The 23,140-nt window shown below is 36.5% G+C and carries 17 protein-coding genes and 1 riboswitch; of the genes, 16 read left to right on the top strand and 1 reads right to left on the bottom strand.

Annotated features, from left to right (window positions below; genetic code table 11):
* The first annotated feature begins 27 nt into the window (after window positions 1-27).
* The 15 genes from LD272_RS14870 (at window position 28) to LD272_RS14800 (ending at window position 19,115) form a co-directional block, all read left to right on the top strand.
* Window positions 28-1,311, top strand: coding sequence for a Gfo/Idh/MocA family protein (locus LD272_RS14870; protein WP_226037411.1), 1,284 nt, complete (start codon window positions 28-30; stop codon window positions 1,309-1,311).
* Between the two features lie 117 nt (window positions 1,312-1,428).
* A complete protein-coding gene (locus LD272_RS14865) occupies window positions 1,429-3,483 on the top strand; it encodes a glycoside hydrolase family 65 protein (RefSeq protein ID WP_226037410.1) in 2,055 nt (684 codons plus the stop codon).
* Between the two features lie 31 nt (window positions 3,484-3,514).
* Window positions 3,515-4,399, top strand: a complete 885-nt coding sequence (locus LD272_RS14860; RefSeq protein ID WP_226037409.1) for a glycoside hydrolase family 43 protein — start codon at window positions 3,515-3,517, stop codon at window positions 4,397-4,399.
* Window positions 4,400-4,469: 70 nt separating this feature from the next.
* On the top strand, window positions 4,470-5,963 hold the full coding sequence (locus tag LD272_RS14855) for a tagaturonate epimerase family protein (RefSeq protein ID WP_226037408.1): 1,494 nt from the start codon (window positions 4,470-4,472) through the stop codon (window positions 5,961-5,963).
* Window positions 5,964-5,986: 23 nt separating this feature from the next.
* Window positions 5,987-7,390 (top strand): glucuronate isomerase, encoded by a 1,404-nt coding sequence (gene uxaC / locus LD272_RS14850; RefSeq protein ID WP_226037407.1) that lies wholly within the window; start codon window positions 5,987-5,989, stop codon window positions 7,388-7,390.
* Window positions 7,391-7,534: 144 nt separating this feature from the next.
* Window positions 7,535-8,512 (top strand): AraC family transcriptional regulator, encoded by a 978-nt coding sequence (locus LD272_RS14845; protein WP_226037406.1) that lies wholly within the window; start codon window positions 7,535-7,537, stop codon window positions 8,510-8,512.
* Window positions 8,513-8,675: 163 nt separating this feature from the next.
* Window positions 8,676-10,079: a rhamnulokinase gene (gene rhaB, locus LD272_RS14840; RefSeq protein ID WP_226037405.1), complete on the top strand. Its 1,404-nt coding sequence runs from the start codon at window positions 8,676-8,678 to the stop codon at window positions 10,077-10,079.
* A 17-nt stretch (window positions 10,080-10,096) separates the two neighbouring features.
* Window positions 10,097-11,350, top strand: coding sequence for an L-rhamnose isomerase (gene rhaA, locus LD272_RS14835; protein ID WP_226037404.1), 1,254 nt, complete (start codon window positions 10,097-10,099; stop codon window positions 11,348-11,350).
* 243 nt (window positions 11,351-11,593) lie between these two features.
* On the top strand, window positions 11,594-12,436 hold the full coding sequence (gene rhaD, locus LD272_RS14830; RefSeq protein WP_226037403.1) for a rhamnulose-1-phosphate aldolase: 843 nt from the start codon (window positions 11,594-11,596) through the stop codon (window positions 12,434-12,436).
* Window positions 12,437-12,723: 287 nt separating this feature from the next.
* Entirely contained in the window at window positions 12,724-14,793 is a 2,070-nt protein-coding gene (locus LD272_RS14825) for a bifunctional aldolase/short-chain dehydrogenase (RefSeq protein ID WP_226037402.1), read from the top strand.
* Window positions 14,794-14,903: 110 nt separating this feature from the next.
* Entirely contained in the window at window positions 14,904-15,668 is a 765-nt protein-coding gene (locus LD272_RS14820; RefSeq protein WP_226037401.1) for a DeoR/GlpR family DNA-binding transcription regulator, read from the top strand.
* Window positions 15,669-15,788: 120 nt separating this feature from the next.
* A complete protein-coding gene (locus LD272_RS14815; protein ID WP_226037400.1) occupies window positions 15,789-16,514 on the top strand; it encodes a (Fe-S)-binding protein in 726 nt (241 codons plus the stop codon).
* On the top strand, window positions 16,514-17,953 hold the full coding sequence (locus LD272_RS14810) for a LutB/LldF family L-lactate oxidation iron-sulfur protein (RefSeq protein ID WP_226037399.1): 1,440 nt from the start codon (window positions 16,514-16,516) through the stop codon (window positions 17,951-17,953). Before LD272_RS14815 ends, LD272_RS14810 begins: the two co-directional genes overlap by 1 nt.
* Window positions 17,940-18,662: a LutC/YkgG family protein gene (locus LD272_RS14805; RefSeq protein ID WP_226037398.1), complete on the top strand. Its 723-nt coding sequence runs from the start codon at window positions 17,940-17,942 to the stop codon at window positions 18,660-18,662. The genes LD272_RS14810 and LD272_RS14805 overlap by 14 nt, the downstream gene beginning before the upstream one ends.
* Before the next feature lie 138 nt (window positions 18,663-18,800).
* A complete protein-coding gene (locus LD272_RS14800; protein ID WP_226037397.1) occupies window positions 18,801-19,115 on the top strand; it encodes an L-rhamnose mutarotase in 315 nt (104 codons plus the stop codon).
* 16 nt (window positions 19,116-19,131) lie between these two features.
* Here the strand turns inward: LD272_RS14800 and pfkA are convergent, their stop codons facing one another.
* A complete protein-coding gene (gene pfkA, locus LD272_RS14795) occupies window positions 19,132-20,088 on the bottom strand; it encodes a 6-phosphofructokinase (RefSeq protein ID WP_226037396.1) in 957 nt (318 codons plus the stop codon).
* A 257-nt stretch (window positions 20,089-20,345) separates the two neighbouring features.
* Window positions 20,346-20,433: riboswitch (cyclic di-GMP riboswitch) on the top strand.
* 237 nt (window positions 20,434-20,670) lie between these two features.
* On the opposite strand from pfkA, the gene LD272_RS21660 reads away from it, so the two are divergent.
* A complete protein-coding gene (locus tag LD272_RS21660) occupies window positions 20,671-22,806 on the top strand; it encodes an EAL domain-containing protein (RefSeq protein WP_226037395.1) in 2,136 nt (711 codons plus the stop codon).
* Window positions 22,807-23,140 lie beyond the last annotated feature (334 nt).

Genomic DNA, 23,140 nt, shown 5'->3' with positions numbered 1-23,140 from the left:
GCTAATACAAATTGGGAGATGGTAACTATGAAAAAAAAGTACGTTCTAATAGGTACGGGTGGGAGAGCAGAGTTTTTTTATGGAGCAATTGTTAAAGATTTTAAAGAAACTAGTAATCTTGTTGCTTTCTGCGATGTCAACCAAACAAGGCTTGACTACGCTAACAAATTATTAACGGAAAAATATGATCATCCAAGTATTAATACTTACTTAGCGAGTGATTTTGAAGAAATGATTAAGCAGGAGCAACCGGATATTGTTATTGTCACAACAATAGATAGAACACATCATAGATATATAATTAAAGCCCTTGAAATGGGTTGTAATGTTGTAACAGAAAAACCAATGACTACAGATGCAGAAAAGTTGCAAGAAATTATTGATACAATTGATAAAACTGGTCAGGAAGTACGTGTTACTTTTAATTATCGCTATGCTCCACACAACACAAAAATTAGAGAGCTAATCAAAGATGGTGTAATTGGTGATGTATTCTCGGTAAATTTCGAGTGGGCATTAGATACACAGCATGGTGCAGATTACTTCCGTCGTTGGCATCGTGATAAACGAAACAGCGGTGGTCTGTTAGTTCATAAATCTACTCATCACTTTGATCTAGTTAATTTCTGGTTAAATACTGTTCCGGATACTGTTTACGCTACAGGTGGATTGAGGTTTTATGGGAAAGAAAATGCCGAATTAAGAGGAGAAACGAATCTTTATCAACGAGCATACGGAAATGATTTTGCGAAAGATGATCCATTTGCACTTCATTTAGAAGACAATGATCACTTAAAAGCGATGTATTTGGATGCTGAAAAAGACGATGGATATCAGCGTGATCAAAGTGTGTTCGGAGATGGAATTAATATTGAAGATACATTAGGGGTAATGGTTACTTACAAAAATAAAACTATTTTAAATTACTCTCTTAATGCTTATTTACCTTGGGAAGGTTATATCGTTTCTTTCAATGGTAGTAAAGGAAGGATCGAAGTTCAAGTACGGGAACAATCGTATATTAACTCTGGTGGCTCAAAAAGTGATGAAGGTAAGTTAGAGACGAAATCAATTCGAGTTTTGCCGATGTTTGGTGAGCCTTATGAAGTAGAAGTCCAAGAAGGATTAGGAGGTCATGGTGGCGGGGATCCGGTTATGTTGCAAGATCTTTTTGGCACACCAGTGGAGGACCCTTTAAATCGTGCTGCTTCTCATATCGATGGTGCTACATCAATTCTAACTGGAATAGCAGGTAATATCTCTTTACAAACAAAACTACCGGTAAAAGTAGATGGGTTAGTTCGTTATTAAATCAATTCGAAAAATTCAAGGAAAAATTGATTACGTTAGCATTTATTTAAATAAATGCTAACGTAATAATAATAAATTTATTAAACTATCATAATCAAAAATATTGAGGTGATTTCCATGATAGATAGAAAGAAAATCGTTGAAAAACATCATCCAAACATAACAAAGCTCGAACCTTTATCGCCTTTATCTGTGGGTAACGGAGAGTTTGCATTTTCTGCTGATATAACAGGATTACAAACATTTCCTAAAGAATATGAAGCACCGCTGGGCACACAATCTCAGTGGGGATGGCATTATACATATAATCATGATTTATACGATGATAAAGATATTACATTTCAAAAAATGAATTCCCATGGACGTGAGGTTGCGTACCCACTCCATCCGGATGGAAGTGATGATGCCTATCATTGGTTAAGACAAAATCCACATCGACTACAATTGGGGCAAGTTTCATTCAGGTTGTTAAAAGAAAACAACAACGAGGCTGCAGTAACCGATTTAGAAGAGGTTAATCAAACGTTGAATCTCTTTGAAGGTGTTATAGATAGCCGTTTTAGCTTAGAGGGACAGCCGGTCAAAGTAACAACGATGTGTCATCCAAATTCTGATCAAATCGGAGTGAAAGTAGTTTCCCCGTTAATAGAATTAGAGAGACTAAAAGTTGTAATTCGCTTTTCTGCACCAGATATGACCTCACGGAAATGGGAGCAATCAATTTTCCCGGATTATGGTAACTCTACCAGACATCAATCTTGTATTGATGTTAAAGAGAATCATTCGGCTCTAATCAAAAGAACAATGGATCAGGATGGGTATTATGTGAATTGTTCTTGGTCTGAAGGGTCATTTGATCATGCTAATGATCATGAGTTTATTCTTTCGCCAGACACCAAAAGTCAACAGTTCATATTTACTGTAAGTTTTTCAGAAGAGATTCCAACGACTGATTCTTTTGAAGAAATTCAACTAGCGAGCCAAAAACACTGGCAGCATTTTTGGAATGACGGGGCATTTGTTGAATTTTCTAATAGTACTGATAAGCGTGCAAATGAATTAGAAAGAAGAGTAATATTGTCCCAGTATTTAACCAAGATTCATAGTGGTGGATCTGTTCCTCCGCAAGAAACGGGTTACATGTATAATAGCTGGTTTGGCAAGTTTCATTTGGAGATGCACTGGTGGCATGGAGCACAATTTCCTTTATGGGGACGTGGAAATATTCTTGCGAAAAGTCTTGATTGGTACGGAACAATCCTACCACAGGCTATAGAACTTGCAGATTCACAAGGATATCAAGGAGCGAGATGGCCGAAGATGGTAGGCGTGGACGGAAAGCAGACTCCTTCTCCAATTGCCCCAGCCTTGATATGGCAACAGCCGCACCCTATCGCGATGGCAGAGCTATGTTATCAAGCTAATACAAGCGACACACTTTTAGAAAGATGGAAAGAAATTATTATAGAAACAGCTAATTTTATGGTTTCATTCGCAGAATGGAATGAGCAAAAAAACGCCTATGATTTGGGACCGCCTTTAATTCCTGCTCAAGAAAATCATAAGCCAGAGGACAGTCTTAATCCACCGTATGAATTAGAATATTGGAAGTTCGGGTTAGAGATTGCAATACAGTGGATGGAACGATTAAATGAAGTACCAGATTCAAAATGGATAGAAGTCGCTTCATCCATGGCAAAACCACCACAAGCTGATGGTGTATATTTAGCACATGAAAACTGTCCCGATACGTTTACAAAGTATAACCATGATCATCCTTCAATGGTAGGGGCGATGGGGATTTTACCTGGATCGTTAATCGATACTGAGGTTATGAAAAATACGTTAAACAAGGTTTGCCGGGAATGGGATTGGCAATCGGCGTGGGGATGGGACTTTCCTATGTGCGCAATGACTGCTGCCAGGCTTGGTGAAGGTCAGATGGCAGTTGACTTTTTATTAATGGACCTAACTAAAAACACCTATCTACCAAATGGACATAATTATCAAAGTCCACAACTAACTACTTACCTACCTGGTAATGGAGGTTTGTTAACTGCTGTTGCGATGATGGCATGTGGTTGGAAAGGAAAAGAAGATGAGCATGCACCGGGATTTCCAGCTGATGGTACATGGTCGGTTAAATGGGAAGGTCTAAAACCAATTCTGTAATTTATAAAAACAAATAGAAGGGGGAGATAGAATGAAAACTGAAGAGATTCAAATTCGTGATCCGTTTGTGTTTCCAGATAAAAAAAGTGGTAACTATTACTTGTTCGGTAGTACAGATAAGAATATTTGGGGAAAAGGGACAGGATTTGATGTCTATATTGGTGAAGATTTAGAAAACTGGCAAGGCCCATATCAAGTGTTTCGGCCTGATGAGTCATTTTATTCTGATGAAAATTTTTGGGCTCCTGAAGTTCATGAATATAATGGATTATATTATATGTTTGCCACATTTCTACGTAAAGATAATAACAAACGAGGGACAGCAATTCTAGTTTCTGACAAGCTAACAGGTCCTTTTAAACCGCATAGTGATGGACCTGTCACTCCGAAGGATTGGTTTTCGCTTGATGGTACCTTGCATGTAGATGAAGAAGGGTTACCTTGGATGGTGTTTTGTCATGAATGGGTCCAAGTTAAGGATGGCCAAATATGTGCTGTTCGCCTATCTGAGGATCTCGTTACAACAATTGGTGAGCCGCAAGTATTATTTAGCGCGTCTGAGGCGCCTTGGCCAACATCTTTTGAGCATAAAACAAGAAAACCGAAAAATAATTATGTTACCGATGGACCGTTTATGTTTCAAGCTTCTAATGGAGATCTCCTGATGCTTTGGGCAAGCTTCGTCAACAATATATATGCACAAGGAATTTCGAGATCTGTATCTGGAAAAATCACTGGGCCGTGGCAGCATGATCAACAGCCAATTTATTTTAAAGATGGTGGACATGGGATGTTATTTCATACATTTGATGATCAGCTTAAACTCACACTCCATTCACCAAATAAAACGCCAGACGAGCGGACAATTTTTATTGAAATCGCTGAAAATAATGGGGAATTAACAGTAGCTAAGTAGTGGTTGATTTTATTTTTTATTTTATAAAAGCGATACAAAAATTATTATTTTAGGGAGAGGTTGTGAAAGTATGAAACATTTACATACAGTGCTTGATTCATTAGCTGAAGGAAATATTGCTACTTCGAGTGTGGAAGTGAAAGTCTATCAAACATCTTTTGCAGAATATCAGAATGATACATTAGTTATGGTGAACGACCAAAAGGATAAATGGATTTTAGCAGTAGGTGACGGTAGTTTATATCATGACCTTAATGGATCCGAAGAACAAGCGAATAAAAAAGTGTGTCCGCTATCCCATGAAAATCGACTTGTCTTAAATCGTTATTTTGATTATACAGTACCAAAAGCTTTTGGTACTGAGATAGCGACAATGGGATTAGGGGATCGATTAGGCAATGCCTCTCCAGGACACATTGAGACAATTAAAGGGCATGAGATTAAACCAATTTTAGCTCAGCAAAGTATTCGTGAATTAACACTTACAAACCGCACGATGGAAGATATTTTAGACGCAGCTGCTTTTGCGGTATTTCAGGAAGGTTACAAGGACGGATATGGAGCAGATGGCGATCACATTAAAGAAGAAAAAGATATTGAATATGCACTCTCAATTGGAATTTCCTTTTTAACATTGGATTGTTCGGAACAAATTAGAAATGATATGGAAGCAGCATCAACAGAAATGGTTCAATCAGAATATCAGGGGCTACCTGAAAAAACTAAGGCCTACTACAAAGAGCATTATTTTGATAAACAGTTTGACGTGAATGGTCTTGAGGTTCACTATAATCAGCTAGAGGTGATGAAGAACGCATTACTGTACGGCGAAGCGCTTGACTATACAGAACATGTGTACAAAACTTATATCCTTAATGCGGGCAGGGAAATTGATTTTGAGATTTCGATTGACGAAACTGAAACAGTTACTTCTCCTGCTGCTCATTTCTTTGTAGCGAATGAATTAAAAAGAAGAGGTGTACATGTAACGAGTCTTGCCCCGAGATTTTGTGGTGAATTTCAAAAGGGAATTGACTATATAGGGGATATTACTCAATTCGAAAAGGAACTAAAAGAACATGCAACGATCGCTGAATTTTTAGGATATAAATTGAGTATTCACTCTGGTAGTGATAAATTCAGTGTATTTCCGATTATTGGAAAATATACAAACGGGGTACTTCATATCAAAACTGCTGGGACCAATTGGCTTGAAGCGGTCAGAGTGATTGCCGATACCAACCCTGACTTATATCGTAGAATGCACGTCCATGCACTTGAACGCTTCGATGAAGCATTGAAGTATTATCATGTAACCCCAGACTTGGATTCAATTCTACCTTTGGAAAATGTAGCGGATAAAAAGTTAACCGAATACATGGATAATGATGCTGCTCGTCAGCTATTTCACGTTACCTACGGAATCTTGTTAACGGCAGAAGATACTCAAGGGAATTTCTTATTTAAAGATGAATTTTTCAGAACACTAAATGAAAACGAAGATGTATATCGTCAAGCACTAGTTAAACATATTGGAAAGCATGTTGAACTACTAGGTTTGTAAGTAATAAAGAGAGGAAGTGTAGAATGAGTAAATTTATGGATGAAAACTTTTTATTGGAAACTGAACTTGCTAAGAAACTCTATCTGAATTATGCGAAGGATTTACCAATCATCGACTATCATTGCCATTTGAGTCCGAAAGAGATTTTTGAAAATAAGACGTTTAAAAACATCACTGAAATCTGGTTAAATGGCGACCATTATAAATGGCGTGCAATGCGTGCAAATGGAATCGAAGAAGAATATATTACAGGCGAAGCAAGTGACTACGACAAATTTTTAGCCTGGGCAAAAACAGTACCAATGCTTATTGGTAATCCGTTGTATAACTGGACTCATCTAGAACTACAACGTTTTTTTGATATATACGATATTCTTAATGAGAAGTCGGCACCAAAAATTTGGGAGTTAGTTAACGAAAAGTTAACGAGTGGGAAGTTTGGTGCTCGTAGTTTGATTGAGAGCTCAAATGTTGAAGTAATCTGCACGACAGATGACCCAGTAGATAATCTAAGCTATCATGTTCAGTTACAAAAAGATACAGACTTTGCGGTCAACGTTCTTCCGAGCTTTCGTCCTGACAAGGGATTAGAAATTAATCGTGATGGATTTTTGGATTGGTTAAAATCATTAGAAACAGTCTCTGAAACTACGATTGGAACCTATGATGACTTTTTAAATGCATTAGAATCAAGAGTTGAATTTTTCCATTCTATCGGTGGCAGGTTGTCGGACCATGCAATTGATACAATGATGTATGCGGACGCTACCAAACAGGAAGTAGAAGAGTTGTTTCAACGTGCTTTAAATGGAAATGAAGTATCTGAAATCGATGAGAAAAAATTTAAATCCTACACATTAACATTTTTAGGTAAGCTTTATGCTAAATTTGATTGGGCTATGCAGTTTCACATCAATGCTTTTCGTAATAATAATTCCAGAATGTATAAAAAATTAGGTCCTGACACGGGATACGATGCGATGAATGATGAGGTAATTGCTAAGCCTTTAGTGAGTCTATTAGATTCACTCGAAAAGGAAGATGCGCTCCCTAGAACTATTTTATATTCATTAAATCCGAAAGATAATAACACAATTGCTTCTGTGATTGGTAGTTTTCAAGGAGGAGGAATTCCTGGGAAAGTTCAACTTGGAACGGCATGGTGGTTTAACGATACAAAACAAGGAATGCTCGACCAGATGCAAACACTAGCAAGCATCGGAGTATTTAGTCGTTTTATTGGTATGCTGACGGATTCAAGAAGTTTCTTATCGTATCCACGACATGAATACTTTAGGAGATTAGTATGCTCACTTATCGCAAAATGGGTTGAAAGTGGAGAAGTTCCAGAGGATATCGATACTTTAGGGAAAATAGTTGAAGGAATATCCTACTATAATGCGAAGAAATATTTCCAATTTGATTAAAAGTAATAGTGATTGATAGACTACTAGACGAGCACAACTAATTTAACGGATTAGTTGTGTTTATTTTTTTCTATTACTAATATGACAACGCTTAAACTCAGTCATGTTATACTAAATAAAAAGATAGCAAAAGGAGGGGAGCTTTTGTCTTCCCGTTTATTTCAGAAGTTATTAGTTGAAACAGATGAAGAAAAGGCTATTTTACAAAGGGACAGTCAAGTGAAAAAGGATATTTATACCGACCAGTCAGGTTTCATAATTGAAAGTGAAAAGTTTTTAGATAATAAATCATCAATAATGGTTCGAAAACATACAAGATTTGTTGATTTTCCTCGTCATAAGCATAACTACATTGAAATTAATTATGTCTATAACGGGCAATTAAATCAAAAAGTAGGTAATGAAGACATCGTGTTAAGAAAAGGTGAATTGTTACTGTTAAATCAATATATCGAACATGAAATTAAGGCTTGTGATCGTGAGGATATTGTCATTAATTTTATTATTCAGCCACAATTCTTTGAGTATATATTTTCTTACTTAGCAGCGGATAATGTAGAAAATGATATTGGTGATTTCTTAATTAACAGTTTGTTTAATCATACCAATAACGGCCAATTTTTATATTTCGCCGTATCTGAGGTAGAATCCATTCAAGAATTAGTCCATAAGATAATCTTAGAAATTATGGAACCTTCCGTTTTGTCTGAATCAACTATTAAATTGTATATGGGTTTGTTAATGATTGAATTGATTAAGCACTCGGATAAAATTGCTAAGCAAAATGATCGTTTAATGGAACACGAACTAATTATCGAGTCGTTAAAATATATAGATGAACATTTTAAGGATGCATCATTGTATGAGCTAGCAAGTAACTTAAATCAGCCACATTATCGGTTAAGTAAAAATATAAAAAAAGTCACCAGCCGTACTTTTAAGGAATTATTACAGGAAAAACGTTTAAGGGAAGCAAAAGAGTTGCTAAGAAATCCGGATGTGACGATAACTACAATTGTGGAACAAGTCGGCTACGATAATATAAGTTATTTTTATCGTATTTTCAAAAGTAAATATGGGGTCACCCCAAAGAAATATAGAGAACAGCTTATCCATCAGTGATTAAGCTGTTATTTTTTTAATGTGAAATTTAAATGTCATTTGTATAATGTCTTACGCTTGTTGCAAATAAGGACAATAAAAAAGATAAACCACGTTATTTTATCAATCCGATTTTTCCGTTAGTATTATATTTATAAAGCGCTTTCAATAAGGGGTGAAAGGGATGACCAAATGTAGTTTGGCTGTTGATATCGGTGCTTCTAGTGGAAGGGTAATGGCAGGATTTATAGAAGATAACCAATTGAAGCTTGATGAGGTTTATCGATTTGAAAACAAGATGATAAAACAAAACAATCATTATTGCTGGGATATACAGTTACTATTTAATGAAATAAAGACTGGTATAGGACAATGCTTAGAAAAAGGATTACAGCCTGAAAGCATTGGAATAGATACATGGGCAGTTGATTTTGTATTATTGGATGAAAATGATCAACTTCTTACTGAAGCGGTTGCCTACCGCGATTCAAGGACTGACGGAATAATGGATGAGGTCTTTGAAATCATTAGCAAAGAAAAATTGTATTTGGAAACGGGGATTCAATTTTTAAAATTCAATACGATCTACCAACTATATTCTATTAAAAAAACAAATCCCGAAATACTAAAGAAGGCTAAAACGTTTTTAATGATACCAGATTATTTTAATTATTTATTGACTGGAAAAAAGGCTAATGAATACACAAATGCAACTTCAACACAATTAGTTAATGCATTTACAAAGAAATGGGATTATCAGCTATTAGATCAATTAGGTATAAATAAAGAAATGTTTCAGGAGATTAAACCTCCTAAAACTGATTTAGGAAATCTGAAGGAGGAGCTAGTAGCTGAGTTTGGATTTGACATGCGGGTGTTGTTACCAGCAACACATGATACCGGTTCTGCGGTGATTTCGGTACCAGAAGTAGACGATACGATTTACATTAGCTCTGGAACCTGGTCACTAATTGGTGTTGAAAATAAGTTTCCAATCTGTATCAGCAAGGCATTGGATTATAATTTTACTAATGAAGGTGGATTAGATTATCACTATCGTTTCCTGAAAAACATTATGGGTCTGTGGATGATTCAGGAAGTAAAAAGGAATTATGATGACCAATATAGCTTTTCTGATTTTGTCAAACTAGCAAATCAGTCACTTGCTTTTCAATCAAAGGTAAATGTGGACGATGACCGTTTCTTAATGCCTGATAATATGATTGAAGAAATCAGGGAGTATTGCAGAGAGACAGGACAGCCCATTCCTTCTACACCAGGTGAAGTGGCAAAGTGTGTGTTTGATAGTTTAGCAGTGAGCTATCAAACAGCGATTGATCAAATTGAAGAGATCTATGAAAAAGAGTTTAAAACAATAAACGTTATCGGTGGAGGAAGCCAAAATGAGATGCTTAACCAGCTGATTGCAGATACAACTAAAAAAGAAGTACTAGCAGGGCCTGTGGAAGCAACAGCAATTGGTAATATTGTTTCACAATTAATAGGACTAGGTGAAATAGACAATGTTAGTGATGCGAGAAAGATTATTAAGCACTCTTTTGAAATTAAACAATTTATTAATCAGTAAAAATAGGAGGAATGATTATGTCTGTTAAAGAAAATTACCAAAGAGCAAAAAAGGACTATCAAAAGTGGGGAGTAGATGTTGACGAGGTACTAAAACAGTTAAAAAACGTACCTATTTCAATCCATTGTTGGCAAGGTGATGATATTGGTGGTTTTGAGACCAATCAGCAAGAGTTATCTGGTGGAATTGACGTTACAGGTAACTATCCTGGAAAAGCTACTACACCTGAAGAGTTAAGAGGGGATCTTGAAAAAGCACTTTCACTTATCCCTGGAAAACACCGTGTTAACTTACACGCTATCTATGCTGAAACAAATGGAGAAGTGGTAGATAGAGACCAATTAAAACCGAAGCATTTTGAAAATTGGGTCAACTGGGCAAAGGAAAATGGGTTAGGGTTAGATTTTAATCCAACATTGTTTTCTCATCCAAAAACAGATGATGGTTTAACCTTAGCACATCCCGATAAAGAAATTAGAGATTTCTGGATAAGACATTGTGTGGCAAGTCGTAAAATTGGAGAATATTTTGGAAAAGAATTAGGAACGCCTGCACTAACGAATATTTGGATTCCAGATGGCTACAAAGATATTCCTAGTGACCGGTTGACTCCGAGAAAAAGGTTGAAGGATTCACTAGATGAGATTTTTCAAGTTAACATTGATGAAAAATATAATCTTGATGCAGTCGAAAGCAAATTATTTGGGATTGGCTCAGAGGCTTATGTTGTCGGCTCTCATGAGTTTTATATGGGCTATGCATTGAAAAACAATAAATTATGTTTGCTAGATACCGGTCACTACCATCCAACTGAAGTAGTGTCTAATAAAATATCTGCTATGCTTCTTTATAATGACAAGCTTGCTTTACATGTATCACGACCAGTACGGTGGGACAGTGATCATGTTGTGCTTCTTGATGACGAGTTACGCGAAATCGGTTTAGAAATCGTTCGTAATGATGCGCTAGATCAAGTAATGATTGGTCTTGATTTTTTTGATGCTAGTATAAATCGTGTAGCCGCTTGGACGATTGGAACAAGGAATATGATCAAAGCGCTGTTGTATGCAATGCTTGTACCTAATGATTATTTAAAACAGTTACAAGAAGAGGGTAATTTCACAGAAAGATTAGCACTAATGGAAGAGTTTAAAACGTATCCATTTGGAGCTATATGGGATTACTATTGTGAGGAAATGGGAGTGCCCGTAAAAGAAACCTGGTTAGAAGATATACAAAGTTATGAAAAAGAAGTTTTATCAAAAAGATAAAATATACGATGAGAGTCTATTGATCTTGAAAATCACTAGACTCTTTTTGTATGCGAGATAAGATAATAGGATCGTGAATCAACATTAACATTATCTAAAATTTCACAAAACAAACACAAACAAAAATTAATTGTTTGTTTGTGTTGATTTTTTCGTTGTAAGAGGATAAAATGAAAATAGATAATTCAGTACTTCACAATCTTTCGGTTTGGAGATAACTTGTAAAATGAAAGGAAGATAGTAATGAAAAAATTTGAAGAGGTACAAAATGAACGTTTACTTTTAGATGCTCCATTTGTTAAGGAAATGATGGAAACAACATACAATATGTGGCGTTTTGGGTGGGATGAACGGAATGGTGGCAACATTAGTTACCTTCTTAAGGAAGAGGAAGTTAGTCCATATATCGATACCAATCAGGTGTTACGTACAATCCCGCTAGACTTTCCGGTTGTTGAACTTGCAAATATGTTTTTCATCGTAACCGGATCAGGTAAATACTTTAAGAATGTGCGCTCTAATCCCGCTGACTGTCTTGCCATTATTAAAGTAAATGACGATGGAAATAGCGCTGATCTTCTATGGGGATTAGAAGGCGACGGGGTGCCAACTAGTGAGCTTTCCGCACATTTTAGAAGCCATATTACTCGCTTAGATAAGGATCCAAATCACAGGGTGATTATGCATAATCATGCTACAAACATTATTGCAATGACCTTCACTCATCAGTTAAATGAAAAAAACTTTTCAAAGACACTTTGGACAATGTGTACAGAATGCATTGTGGTATTTCCTGAAGGGGTTGCTATTTTACCATGGATGGTACCAGGTACAGATGAAATCGGCAAAGAAACTGCTAAAAAAATGACCGATTACCGACTAGTAATCTGGCCACACCATGGAATTTTCGGAGCAGGTCAATCAATTGATGAGGCATTTGGTTTGATTGAAACAGCCGAAAAGGCAGCTCAGATTTATATGCTCGTAAACTCCCATCAAGGTGGAATGAAACAAGCAATTACGGATCAAGAATTAATCGAGTTAGCTCAGGTTTTCGGTGTAGAACCAAATAGTGAATTCCTTTAATACGATAGTCAAAGAGATAATCGGTATGTAGGCGATTATCTCTTTTCTTACGGTCTAGGAAATTATAAAATGGATTGCTCTGTGAATAATTAATTACTAAGTTAGCCACGTCCAACTCCAGCGCGTAACAAGGCGCCCTTCGCTTTTGTTCCGCTCTTTTAAAAACAGATAAACTACCAAATGAAAACAAACACCTTTTATTTAATAATCAAACTTAAAAATAACTATTCAAAAACAAACAAAGATATGTTATTCTTTATTTAATAACAAAAGGGGAGTGAATTGTATTGGTTCAAAATAAATGGGGTAATAATCAAACGAAATTTGAAAGCGGTTTAGAGGAATTGGTTTATCGATCCAATTTATTAGGGTCAGATCGTTCTGTAGCAAACTGGGGTGGTGGGAATACTTCCACAAAATCAATGGAAACAGACTTTCGAGGTAAGGAAATAGAGGTTATGTGGGTAAAGGGTAGTGGATCAGATTTGGCTACCATGAAAGGCAAGAATTTCACTGGGTTAAAAATGGAAGACATTAAACCATTAATGGAAAAAGATGATATGTCAGATGAAGATATGGTGAATTATCTAGCGCATTGTATGATTGATTCAAAGCATCCTCGTTCTTCGATTGAAACGCTTCTACATGCATTTTTACCTTTTAAGCATGTCGATCATACACATCCAGACGCAATTATTAGTATTGCCTGTGCAGACAACGGTAAACAAATTGCAGAAGAAATTTATGGTGACCGCTTCGTTTGGGTACCGTATATTCGTCCAGGATTCAAGCTATCCAAAATGATAGCAGAGGGAGTACAAAATCATCCGAATCCCGAGCTAGTCATCATGGAGAAGCATGGTTTGGTTACATGGGGAGAAACATCAGAAGAGAGTTATCATAAAACTATTTCTATTATTCAAGAAGCTGAAGACTATATAGAAAAAAGAGCGAAAAATGAAAGATTATTTGGTGGATCTAAACATGATTCATTGGAGGAACAAGAAAGAAGAGAAATTCTGACTCAGGTCTTACCAGTCGTCCGTGGCCAAGTAAGTGATTCTACTAAAAAAATGTTAGTTACCTTTGATGATAGTGATGACGTGTTATCGTTTGTAAATAGTAACGATGCGAAGGTACTTTCTCAAATTGGCGCTGCATGTCCAGATCACTTGGTACATACAAAACGAGTACCGCTTTTTGTTGATTGGGATCCTAGTAGTAATGATGTTAATCGTCTAATTGACAATATCAAAACTGCTATCACTTCTTTTAAAGAGGAGTATATTAGTTACTTTGAGAGAAACAAGTCTGATGGAGATCAGATGGTTGAGGCGGCACCAAGAGTCATTCTAATTCCGGGTGTAGGAATGATTAATACCGGTAAGAGCTTTACTGCTGCTAAGGTGAGCGAATCACTTTACCACCGCGCCGTTTCAGTAATGAGAGGCTCTACTGTATTAGGTGAATTTGTCTCATTGAATGAGCAGGAATCGTTTGCAATCGAATATTGGCCATTAGAGTTATACAAACTAAGTCTTGCTCCACCAGAAGCAGATTTTTCACGTCAAGTTGCTTTTGTAACTGGCGGTGCTGGTGGAATTGGTAGTGCAGCATGTCAGCGACTTCTATCAGCAGGTGCTCATGTGGTTATTGCTGATATTAACCTAGAGGGTGCTCAGGATGTTGCTAAGAAATTTAATGAAAGTTTTGGCGAGAACCGTGCATTGGCAGTGAAAATGGATGTTACGAAGGAAGAAGAGGTAATAGCTGCAATCAGTCAATCTGTCTTAACTTATGGTGGATTAGATATTATCGTCAATAACGCTGGGCTTGCTAGTTCAAGTCCATTTGAAGAAACAACGCTTGATAAATGGAATCTGAATATGAATGTATTAGTAACTGGATATTTCTTAGTTGCTAGAGAAGCGTTTAAATTAATGAAACACCAAGAGCTTGGTGGGAATATGGTATTCGTTGGGTCGAAGAACTCAATCTATGCTGGCAAAAATGCTGCTGCATACAGCACAGCTAAAGCTGCAGAAGTACATCTAGCAAGAACAATTGCTGCTGACGGTGGAGAACATGGTATTCGCGTTAATTCGGTCCTTCCGGATGCGGTAATTAGTGGTTCGAAAATATGGGATTCAGAGTGGAAACAAGCAAGAGCTGCCTCATATGGGATAGGGACGGATGATTTGCAAGCTCATTATCGTAAAAGAACAATTCTAAATGTTGATATTTTACCACAGGACATTGCAGAAACAATTGCATTCTTAGCTTCCTCAAGGTCTGCAAAAACAACTGGATGTATGGTAACTGTTGATGGTGGAGTTGCAGCTGCATTTACCAGATAATCTTTCTCAAATGGTGGATAGGATGTTGATTAACTTCTTATTAATAAATATAATTGGAGTTAATCAATAGGTCTATTGAAACGGCTGAATAACGAAAGTAGGGAACATTAGTGCTTGTTGGAGAGAGACAACTTAAAATTGTAGAATTAGTAAATGAACGGAAAAGTATTCGTGTAACTGAATTAAGCGCCATTTTTTCTGTGACAGAAGAGACTGTTCGGAGAGACTTAGAAAAGTTAGAAAAAGAGAAAAAATTAGCTAGGAGTCATGGTGGTGCATTCAGTGTGAAACCTAGTGAAGCAGTAGAGCTCTCCTATTCGGAGAGGGAAATAACCAACGTTAAAGAAAAAAAAGAAATAGCGCTCGAAGCAGTAAAAAAAGTGAACGAAGGGGATAAAATAATACTCGATGCGAGTACTACAGCATGGTATATGGCGAAATCATTACCAAATATCCCTATTACGGTAGTAACTAACTCTATTAAAGTGGTTATGGAATTAAGTGTTAAGAAAGAAATAACTGTTTTATCAACAGGAGGGATTCTAGCGCCAATATCATTATCCTTTGTTGGCCCCTTAGCTGAATCATCCTTAGATACTTACCATGTAAATAAAGCATTTATCTCGTGTAAAGGACTACATTTAACTCATGGTATTAGTGAATCAAACGAACAACAAGCGAGAATCAAAAAGAAAATGATTGATATTACGGATTCTACTTACATTATGATTGATCATAGTAAATTCGGTGTCCAGGCTTTTTCTAGATTAAATGGTCTGGATGCAGTTGACCATGTTATAACAGACAGTCAAGTTAGTCCTCAGATAATTCAGCAGTTAGAAAATCATTCGCTTAACTTAATTAAATCGAATTAATCATGATTGTACCTGCCACCATTTTAGTAGAAGTCTTTTAACTCTTTCTAGTGGTGGTTTTCTTTCATGTATCCGTAGTAATTTAAGTTCTATAAGTTTGTATCTTTAGGAGGGAAAGAAATGAAAGTTTCCTTATTTATTACTTGTCTTGGGGACGTATTCTACGTCAATGCAGGTAAAGCAACTGTTGAATTATTAGAACGATTTGGTTGTGAGGTGGATTTTCCTGAAACACAGACTTGCTGTGGCCAGCCAGCGTACAATAGCGGCTATCGTGAAAATACGAAGGCGGCTGCTAAAAATATGATTACTAGTTTTGCTCACTCAGAATATGTGGTCAGTCCATCTGGTTCATGCGCGTATATGTTTCATGAGTATGAATCTATGTTTGAAGATGACCCTGTTTGGCAGGAAAAAGCTATTAAGTTAAAAGAGAAGACGTATGAGCTTACCCAGTTTTTAACGGAAGTTTTAAAAATTGAAGATACCGGTTCTGAATTTCATGCGAAAGCAACCTATCACACGTCCTGTCATATGACCCGTTTGTTGGGTGTGAAGGAAGCGCCATTTAAACTATTGAGTCATGTCAAGGGTTTAGAGATGGTAGATCTTCCAAATCGCCATGATTGTTGTGGATTCGGTGGGACATTCTCTATCAAGATGCCAGCTATTTCGGAGCAGATGGTTGATGAAAAAGTGGAACATATTGAAGAGACAGAAGCAGAGATTCTAATTGGAGCAGACGGTGGATGTTTGATGAATATCGAAGGACGGATTAAACGTAATAACAAGCCGGTAAAAGTAATGCATATTGCTGAAATATTAAATAGTCGGGGTGAAGTCTAATGCCAATGCATATTGGAGAAAAGGAATTTACAAACCGAGTAGATAAAGGTCTTGGTGACGATTTCATGCGAGGTGCTGTTCGTTCGGCCCAAGGTAGATTGCAATCAAATCGCGCAGGTGCAGCAGAAGAATTAGGTGATTGGGATCAGTGGCGAGATCTCGGTCAAGAAATACGAAGTCATACAATGGAAAATTTGGACTTCTATTTACAACAGCTGAGCGAAAAGGTAGCTGAGCGAGGTGGGCATGTTTATTTTGCGGAAACAGCTGATGATGCCAATCAGTATGTTAGCGAAGTAATTGCTAAGAAAAATGCTAAGAAAATAGCAAAATCAAAATCTATGGTAACTGAAGAAATAGCATTAAATGATATTTTAGAAGAAAACGGCTGTGAAGTAGTCGAAACGGATTTAGGTGAATACATCCTTCAAATTGATGACAATGATCCGCCATCTCATATAGTTGCCCCAGCCTTACATAAAAATAAGGAACAAATCCGCGATGTTTTCAAAGAAAAGTTAGGATATACCAATACGGAAAAACCTGAAGAATTAACGCTTTTCGCACGCGAGCAGCTTAGAAAGGAATTCCTATCTGCAGATGTTGGAATTACCGGTTGTAACTTCGCTGTAGCAGAGTCGGGCTCGTTTGCTTTAGTGACAAATGAAGGAAATGCGCGAATGGTTTCTACCCTTCCCAAAACACAAATAACTGTAATGGGAATGGAGCGGATTGTTCCGACATGGGAAGAGCTGGATGTTCTAGTCAGTCTATTAACAAGAGCAGCAGTAGGACAAAAGCTTACTAGCTATGTGACAGCATTAACTGGTCCTAAGGACGAAGATGAAGTTGATGGTCCAGAAGAATTTCACTTAGTGATTGTTGATAATGGAAGGTCAAAAATGCTAGGGTCAGAGTTTCAAGAAGCACTTCACTGTATCCGTTGTGCAGCGTGTATTAATGTATGCCCGGTTTATCGTCATGTTGGTGGTCATGCTTATGGATCTATTTATCCTGGACCAATTGGTGCAGTAATCACCCCGCTACTTGGAGGATATGACGATTACAAAGAATTGCCGTACGCATCATCTTTATGTGGTGCTTGTACCGAAGTTTGCCCAGTTAAAATTCCGCTACATGAACAACTGATAACGCATCGTCGGAACATTGTTGAAGAGGAGAAAAAATCAGGTTTGGCGGAAAGGTTAGTCATGCAGGGTTTCAGTAGGGTAACCAGATCTTCAAAATTATTCAATGTTGCAACGAAAATGGCACCTTTTCTAGTTACACCATTCGTAGAAGATGGATCAATTGTAAAAGGACCAGGGCCAATTAAGCCATGGACAAATATCCGTGATTTGCCGGTCCCACAGAAAGAGAGATTCAGAGATTGGTTTAAAACTAGAGAGAAGGGAGGAACAGGGCATGGTCAAGGGTGACATTAAAAATAGAGAAGCATTCCTAGATAAAATTGCTGATAATCTAGGTCGGGCAAGAAAAACTTCTGGCGTTGAGCGACCTAGATGGAGTAACCAGGTACAATGGAGTGTACTAAAAGACCACACTGAAGATCAATTAGTCGATGTGTTAGAGAAACAATGCGATTTTATTCATACAGACCTCGTTCGAACAAACCAAAGTAATTTGAATCAAGCAATACGTGACGTCATAAAAGGCTGGAATGGGAAAAACGTTGTAACATGGGATGACCCTCGTTTTACTACGTTTGGACTTACCAATCAATTTAAGTCTTGGAACGAAGAGGATGGAATTACTGTTAATCAGTGGGATGCCTCAAGTGGCGAAGAAAGTATCCGACTAGCAGAAAAAGCGGACGTAGGCATTACTTTTAGTGATATCACTTTGGCAGAATCGGGCACTGTAGTTCTTTTCAGTGATCAAGGAAAGGGTCGATCAGTTAGTTTGCTTCCTGCTACTTACATTGCGATTGTTCCAAAAAGCACCCTAGTTCCTAGAATGTCACAAGCAACTAGGGAAATTCATCAACGGGTCGAAAGTGGAGAACGAATATCTTCCTGTGTTAATTTCATTACTGGTCCAAGTAATAGTGCGGATATTGAAATGAATCTTGTGGTAGGTGTGCATGGACCGATAAAAGCAACTTATATTGTCGTCGAGGATAGATAGAATAATGGAATCTTGCTAAATTCAGGGAGGAAATAAGTCCATAATTTTGGCGCTTGTATTTTCTCCCATGGTTTTTGTAAAGTGTTAGCTTAGGATGAATAAGTGTATAAAAAATTTTAATTAATGAGGTGGAACATTATGGCTCGATACATTTTTTTGATGGAATGTAAAAAGGGATCAGAACAAGAATATATAAAAAGACACAAGGAAGTGCATCCAGAGTTATTAGAAGCTCTTAAAGAGGTTGGAATAAGTAATTACAGCATTTTTATGAATGGAAATCAGTTATATGCCTACATGGAGGTAGCAAATTTTGAAGAAGCGATGGCAAAATTAGAAAATAACCCTGCCAATATCACGTGGCAAAAGTATATGAGTGATATTTTGGCAATGGATAGAGGAAATAATCCCAAAATGCATCTTATTGATCAAGAGGTATTTTATTTAGATTAATATTCAGATTGGGCAGCTAGACAAGATCCTCAAATATCTTATATAACTTTTTATCAACAACCTTTTTAGCACTAAAAATCTCTTCAAATGTATGGTAGGTGATTTCGTTATTTTCCATACCTAAAGCGACACCTGTTAGGTCTTGGTTTATTAAGTCAATCACTTTGTGTCCCATCCTGCTCGTGAAAATACGATCAAAGGCTGAGGGTGTACCACCTCTTTGGATATGTCCTAACACAGTAGCCCGAGTATCTAAATCTGTATGTTCTTTAATCAGTTCAGCGATAGCTTCGGCACTTCCTGCACCTTCAGCAACCATAACAATACTATGTGTTTTCCCTTGTTCAAAACCATCCATTAACTTTTTATAAATCTGTTTCATGTCCGACTTAAATTCAGGAATTAAAATCGCATCAACACCACTAGATATCCCAGCTTGTAGAGCAATATCACCGCAATTTCTTCCCATTACTTCAATGACACTAACTCGTTCGTGACTACTCATGGTATCTCTAAGATTTCCTATTGCATCTGTCACTACATTTAAGGTTGTATCAAATCCAATTGTGTAATCTGTTAAAGGGATGTCATTATCAATGGTTCCAGGAAGTCCGTATGTTTTAATTCCGCGTTGTTTCAATTCAGCTGCACCTCGGTAACTACCATCACCACCGATAACGACCAAATATTCTATAGCTGCTGCGTTTAAATTACTGATCGCTTTTAGTTGTCCTTCTTTTGTTTTAAATGCCTCTGATCGTGCAGATTGTAGAAAAGTTCCGCCTCGATAGAGGATATCGCCAACATCCTCTAATTCCAATTTAAAAAAGTCCTTTTTCATTAAGCCTTTATAACCACTTTTAACCCCAATCATTTCAAACCCATTTTGAAGTCCAGTTTTAACAATAGAGCGGACAGCGCTATTCATTCCCTGTGAATCCCCACCAGAGGTAAGGACGGCGACTTTTTTCAAGGTATAAACAATCCCTTCTCTTTACTAATCAATTTTATTTGGATACTCAAACGTGCTTTAGTACTTTATTTCTAGATAAAACTATACTCTTTTAAAATCAATCACAAGTCCATCATTTATAAAGTAATGTCGAAAAAATGTATTTTCTGTAAAAAAACGACATCTATTTGAGATAACTGTATTAAACTGCCTACTAACTATAGTAAAATCTAATTATAGAGTTAACTATTTAATAGTATTAAATAACTATATTAATTTCACTGAAAAGGCAAACTCATTGAAAGATGAGTACGCAAAGCTACAGACCTACGGGATAGAGGATCCTAAGGTGGCTGAGCTACCAAAGGAATAACTGTAATTTTAGGTTATTTCCCTACGGAAATAACCTTTTTGCGCCTTGAAATTTGAACCTTAAATAACATTGGAGGCGATTTTATTTTTTTAACTAGAAGTTCAGCAAGCCTTTCTATTATTGGGATTTGTATTCTATTTTATTCAGGTAGTTTAGTCTTTTATAATGATGAGTTATATAGAATTTCATCTGCTTATATTATCCAAGTAATTGTTGGGGTAATCGCGTTTGTGTGGTTATTTGCGGCTTTTCGAAGGATTTCTGTTAATAGTCAAAGATATTTTTGGTTATTGTTATCGATTGGAACAATTTTTTATCTTGGATCTGTTTTAATAATGTTTTATCTTCAATCGACTGAGACAGTTATCAAATTTCCGAACATACCTTATTTTCTACGTATAGCAGCTTACTTCTTTTTCCTAATTGCTTTAATTCAGAAAACAAAATCGATTAGTCTTCGGCTGACAAATAAATCAAACCTTTTTAATCTATTTGTTTTTATAACATTTGCTACTTCGATAAGTGTTCAGTTTTTAATTGCGCCTGTTATGGGTGTATCCGATGTTTCATTCTTAATAGCTATATCAATTGTGATGTATCCAATAATTAGCTGGAGTATACTGTTTTTAATTATTTCGCTTTTTTACCTTTCACAGTACAGTAAAGAAAAATGGAATTTGTTATTGGTCATTTCTGGGTTTGGGATTATGGTAGTTGCTGATTTTTACATGGGCGCTCAACTATCTATTGGGATTTTGCAACCAGGATACATTATTAACCTTCATTATACAGTTGGTTTATTGTTAATTGCTCTAGCAGGTAGAAATTCACAAGAGACTACAGAGCAATTTAAAACGAAAGAGAGTGGTAACTTTAAAAATATAAAAATTGTTTTCCCTTATTTCATTGTGTTTTTGCTGATTCTTTTTGTAATGAATAGTTATAATTGGGCACTTAATGCTCTGAGCAGTGGCCTTACTGTTACTTTTTTGCTGATTATGGGACGGCAAGTATTAGTCTTGAAAAGAAACCGGGAACTAATTAAAGAATATCAATTTTTAGCTTATCATGATCCATTGACAGGATTAGGTAATCGGACTAGCTTCAAAAAAAATCTTGAGAAAATGATGGATGCTACCAACGATGAAGGGCAATCAATGGCGATGTTTTTGATGGATTTAGACCGTTTTAAAAATGTAAATGACACACTAGGCCATGTTATTGGTGATTGTATCTTGGAGGAAACTGCGAAACGATTGAAGTGTTCGTTAGGCTCTCATCTGATTTACCGAATTGGTGGGGATGAGTTCGTCATTCTTGTCGAAAATGTATCTGAACAAACTTGTATCCAAATATCGCAAAAAATCCTTGCATCCTTTGATAAGCCATTTGTCGTGAAACATCATGAAATTGTTGTCACTCCTAGTATTGGTATTAGTATGTATCCATCTCATGGTGATACGGGGGATTTATTACTTAGAAGTGCAGACGCCGCTATGTATTATGCAAAAGCGGATGGTAAGAATAAATTTCATTTCTTCAATACAGAGTTAAATCAATTAATGACAAGAAAAGTGGAATTGGAAAATGAGTTAAGAAAGGGTTTAAAACAGAACGAAATATCCCTTTTTTATCAATCCAAATTGGAACTACATACAAAGAAGATTATTGGCATGGAAGCATTAATGCGATGGAATCATCCAACGCTTGGTTCGATTGCACCGGTTGAATTCATACCTATAGCTGAAGAAACTGGTCAGATTTTAGAGCTCGGAGAATGGGCAATCAGAACTGCGTGTGAACAAACGAAAGAGTGGCATGACAAAGGATTTCGATATTTGATTGTGTCTGTAAACGTATCTGTGCGCCAATTGGAACATTCTGATTTTATAACGATGGTCAAAGAGGCCTTAGAAGACACTGGTCTTGATCCAGAATATTTAGAACTTGAAATAACAGAAAGCATTATGAAAAATATAGTGGAAATAACTGATACATTGTATAAGCTGCGAGCGATGGGGGTCAGTACTTCCATTGATGACTTTGGTACCGGATATTCATCCTTGCACATTTTAAAAGAGTTACCGATTGATACGATAAAAATTGATAAATCATTTGTTGATGATATTGGGGGTCCAACCAGCCTTTCAATGATAAAAACGATTATTGAAATGGGCAAAAATTTAAAGCTTAATGTTGTTGCAGAAGGGATTGAAGAAGAATACCAAGCACGAATCCTAGAAGAATATCAATGTGATTTTGGTCAAGGCTACCTGTATTCAAAACCAATTAATTCTGAGCAATTTGAAATATATCTTAAGAATGCTGCCGAAAGTAAAAGGGAAGAACAAAGATATATAAATTAATTCGGTTGATATCTTTTATAAAGCACAAATCATCCAGGGGAAGGTTCTTGTGAAGAAAATAATGAAGCGGCTGAACTTAAGTTAAGTTCAACCGCTTTTGTTCTTATTTAGGAAATTATCACTAGTGTTGCATTAAAAGATAACGACAATGTCAAGTGTTCATTTAATTCAATTAAATGGAAATTATGGGAGATTATAGTATTCATTAAATCAAAAAAAACCCTTATAATTAGTGGCAGAAGGTACTAAGTCCTGTCCAAATCCTAATTATAAGGAGTTCACATGGACAATAATAACACAAAATCTGTTTTTAAAGAATACCTTCATCCAATTG

This window comes from Aquibacillus saliphilus, assembly GCF_020404745.1.
Taxonomy (GTDB): Bacteria; Bacillota; Bacilli; order Bacillales; family Amphibacillaceae; genus Aquibacillus; species Aquibacillus saliphilus.
This window is presented reverse-complemented; position numbering and strand designations above follow the sequence as displayed.

What these genes read in the sequence shown, in the direction of transcription:
- LD272_RS14865 (WP_226037410.1), top strand. Translation starts at nt 1,429, where the DNA reads ATGATAGATAGAAAGAAAATCGTTGAAAAACATCATCCAAACATAACA.
- LD272_RS14870 (WP_226037411.1), top strand. Translation starts at nt 28, where the DNA reads ATGAAAAAAAAGTACGTTCTAATAGGTACGGGTGGGAGAGCAGAGTTT.
- rhaD (WP_226037403.1), top strand. Translation starts at nt 11,594, where the DNA reads ATGAAAAAATTTGAAGAGGTACAAAATGAACGTTTACTTTTAGATGCT.
- rhaB (WP_226037405.1), top strand. Translation starts at nt 8,676, where the DNA reads ATGACCAAATGTAGTTTGGCTGTTGATATCGGTGCTTCTAGTGGAAGG.
- LD272_RS14855 (WP_226037408.1), top strand. Translation starts at nt 4,470, where the DNA reads ATGAAACATTTACATACAGTGCTTGATTCATTAGCTGAAGGAAATATT.
- uxaC (WP_226037407.1), top strand. Translation starts at nt 5,987, where the DNA reads ATGAGTAAATTTATGGATGAAAACTTTTTATTGGAAACTGAACTTGCT.
- rhaA (WP_226037404.1), top strand. Translation starts at nt 10,097, where the DNA reads ATGTCTGTTAAAGAAAATTACCAAAGAGCAAAAAAGGACTATCAAAAG.
- LD272_RS14810 (WP_226037399.1), top strand. Translation starts at nt 16,514, where the DNA reads ATGCCAATGCATATTGGAGAAAAGGAATTTACAAACCGAGTAGATAAA.
- LD272_RS14815 (WP_226037400.1), top strand. Translation starts at nt 15,789, where the DNA reads ATGAAAGTTTCCTTATTTATTACTTGTCTTGGGGACGTATTCTACGTC.
- LD272_RS14860 (WP_226037409.1), top strand. Translation starts at nt 3,515, where the DNA reads ATGAAAACTGAAGAGATTCAAATTCGTGATCCGTTTGTGTTTCCAGAT.
- LD272_RS14805 (WP_226037398.1), top strand. Translation starts at nt 17,940, where the DNA reads ATGGTCAAGGGTGACATTAAAAATAGAGAAGCATTCCTAGATAAAATT.
- LD272_RS14800 (WP_226037397.1), top strand. Translation starts at nt 18,801, where the DNA reads ATGGCTCGATACATTTTTTTGATGGAATGTAAAAAGGGATCAGAACAA.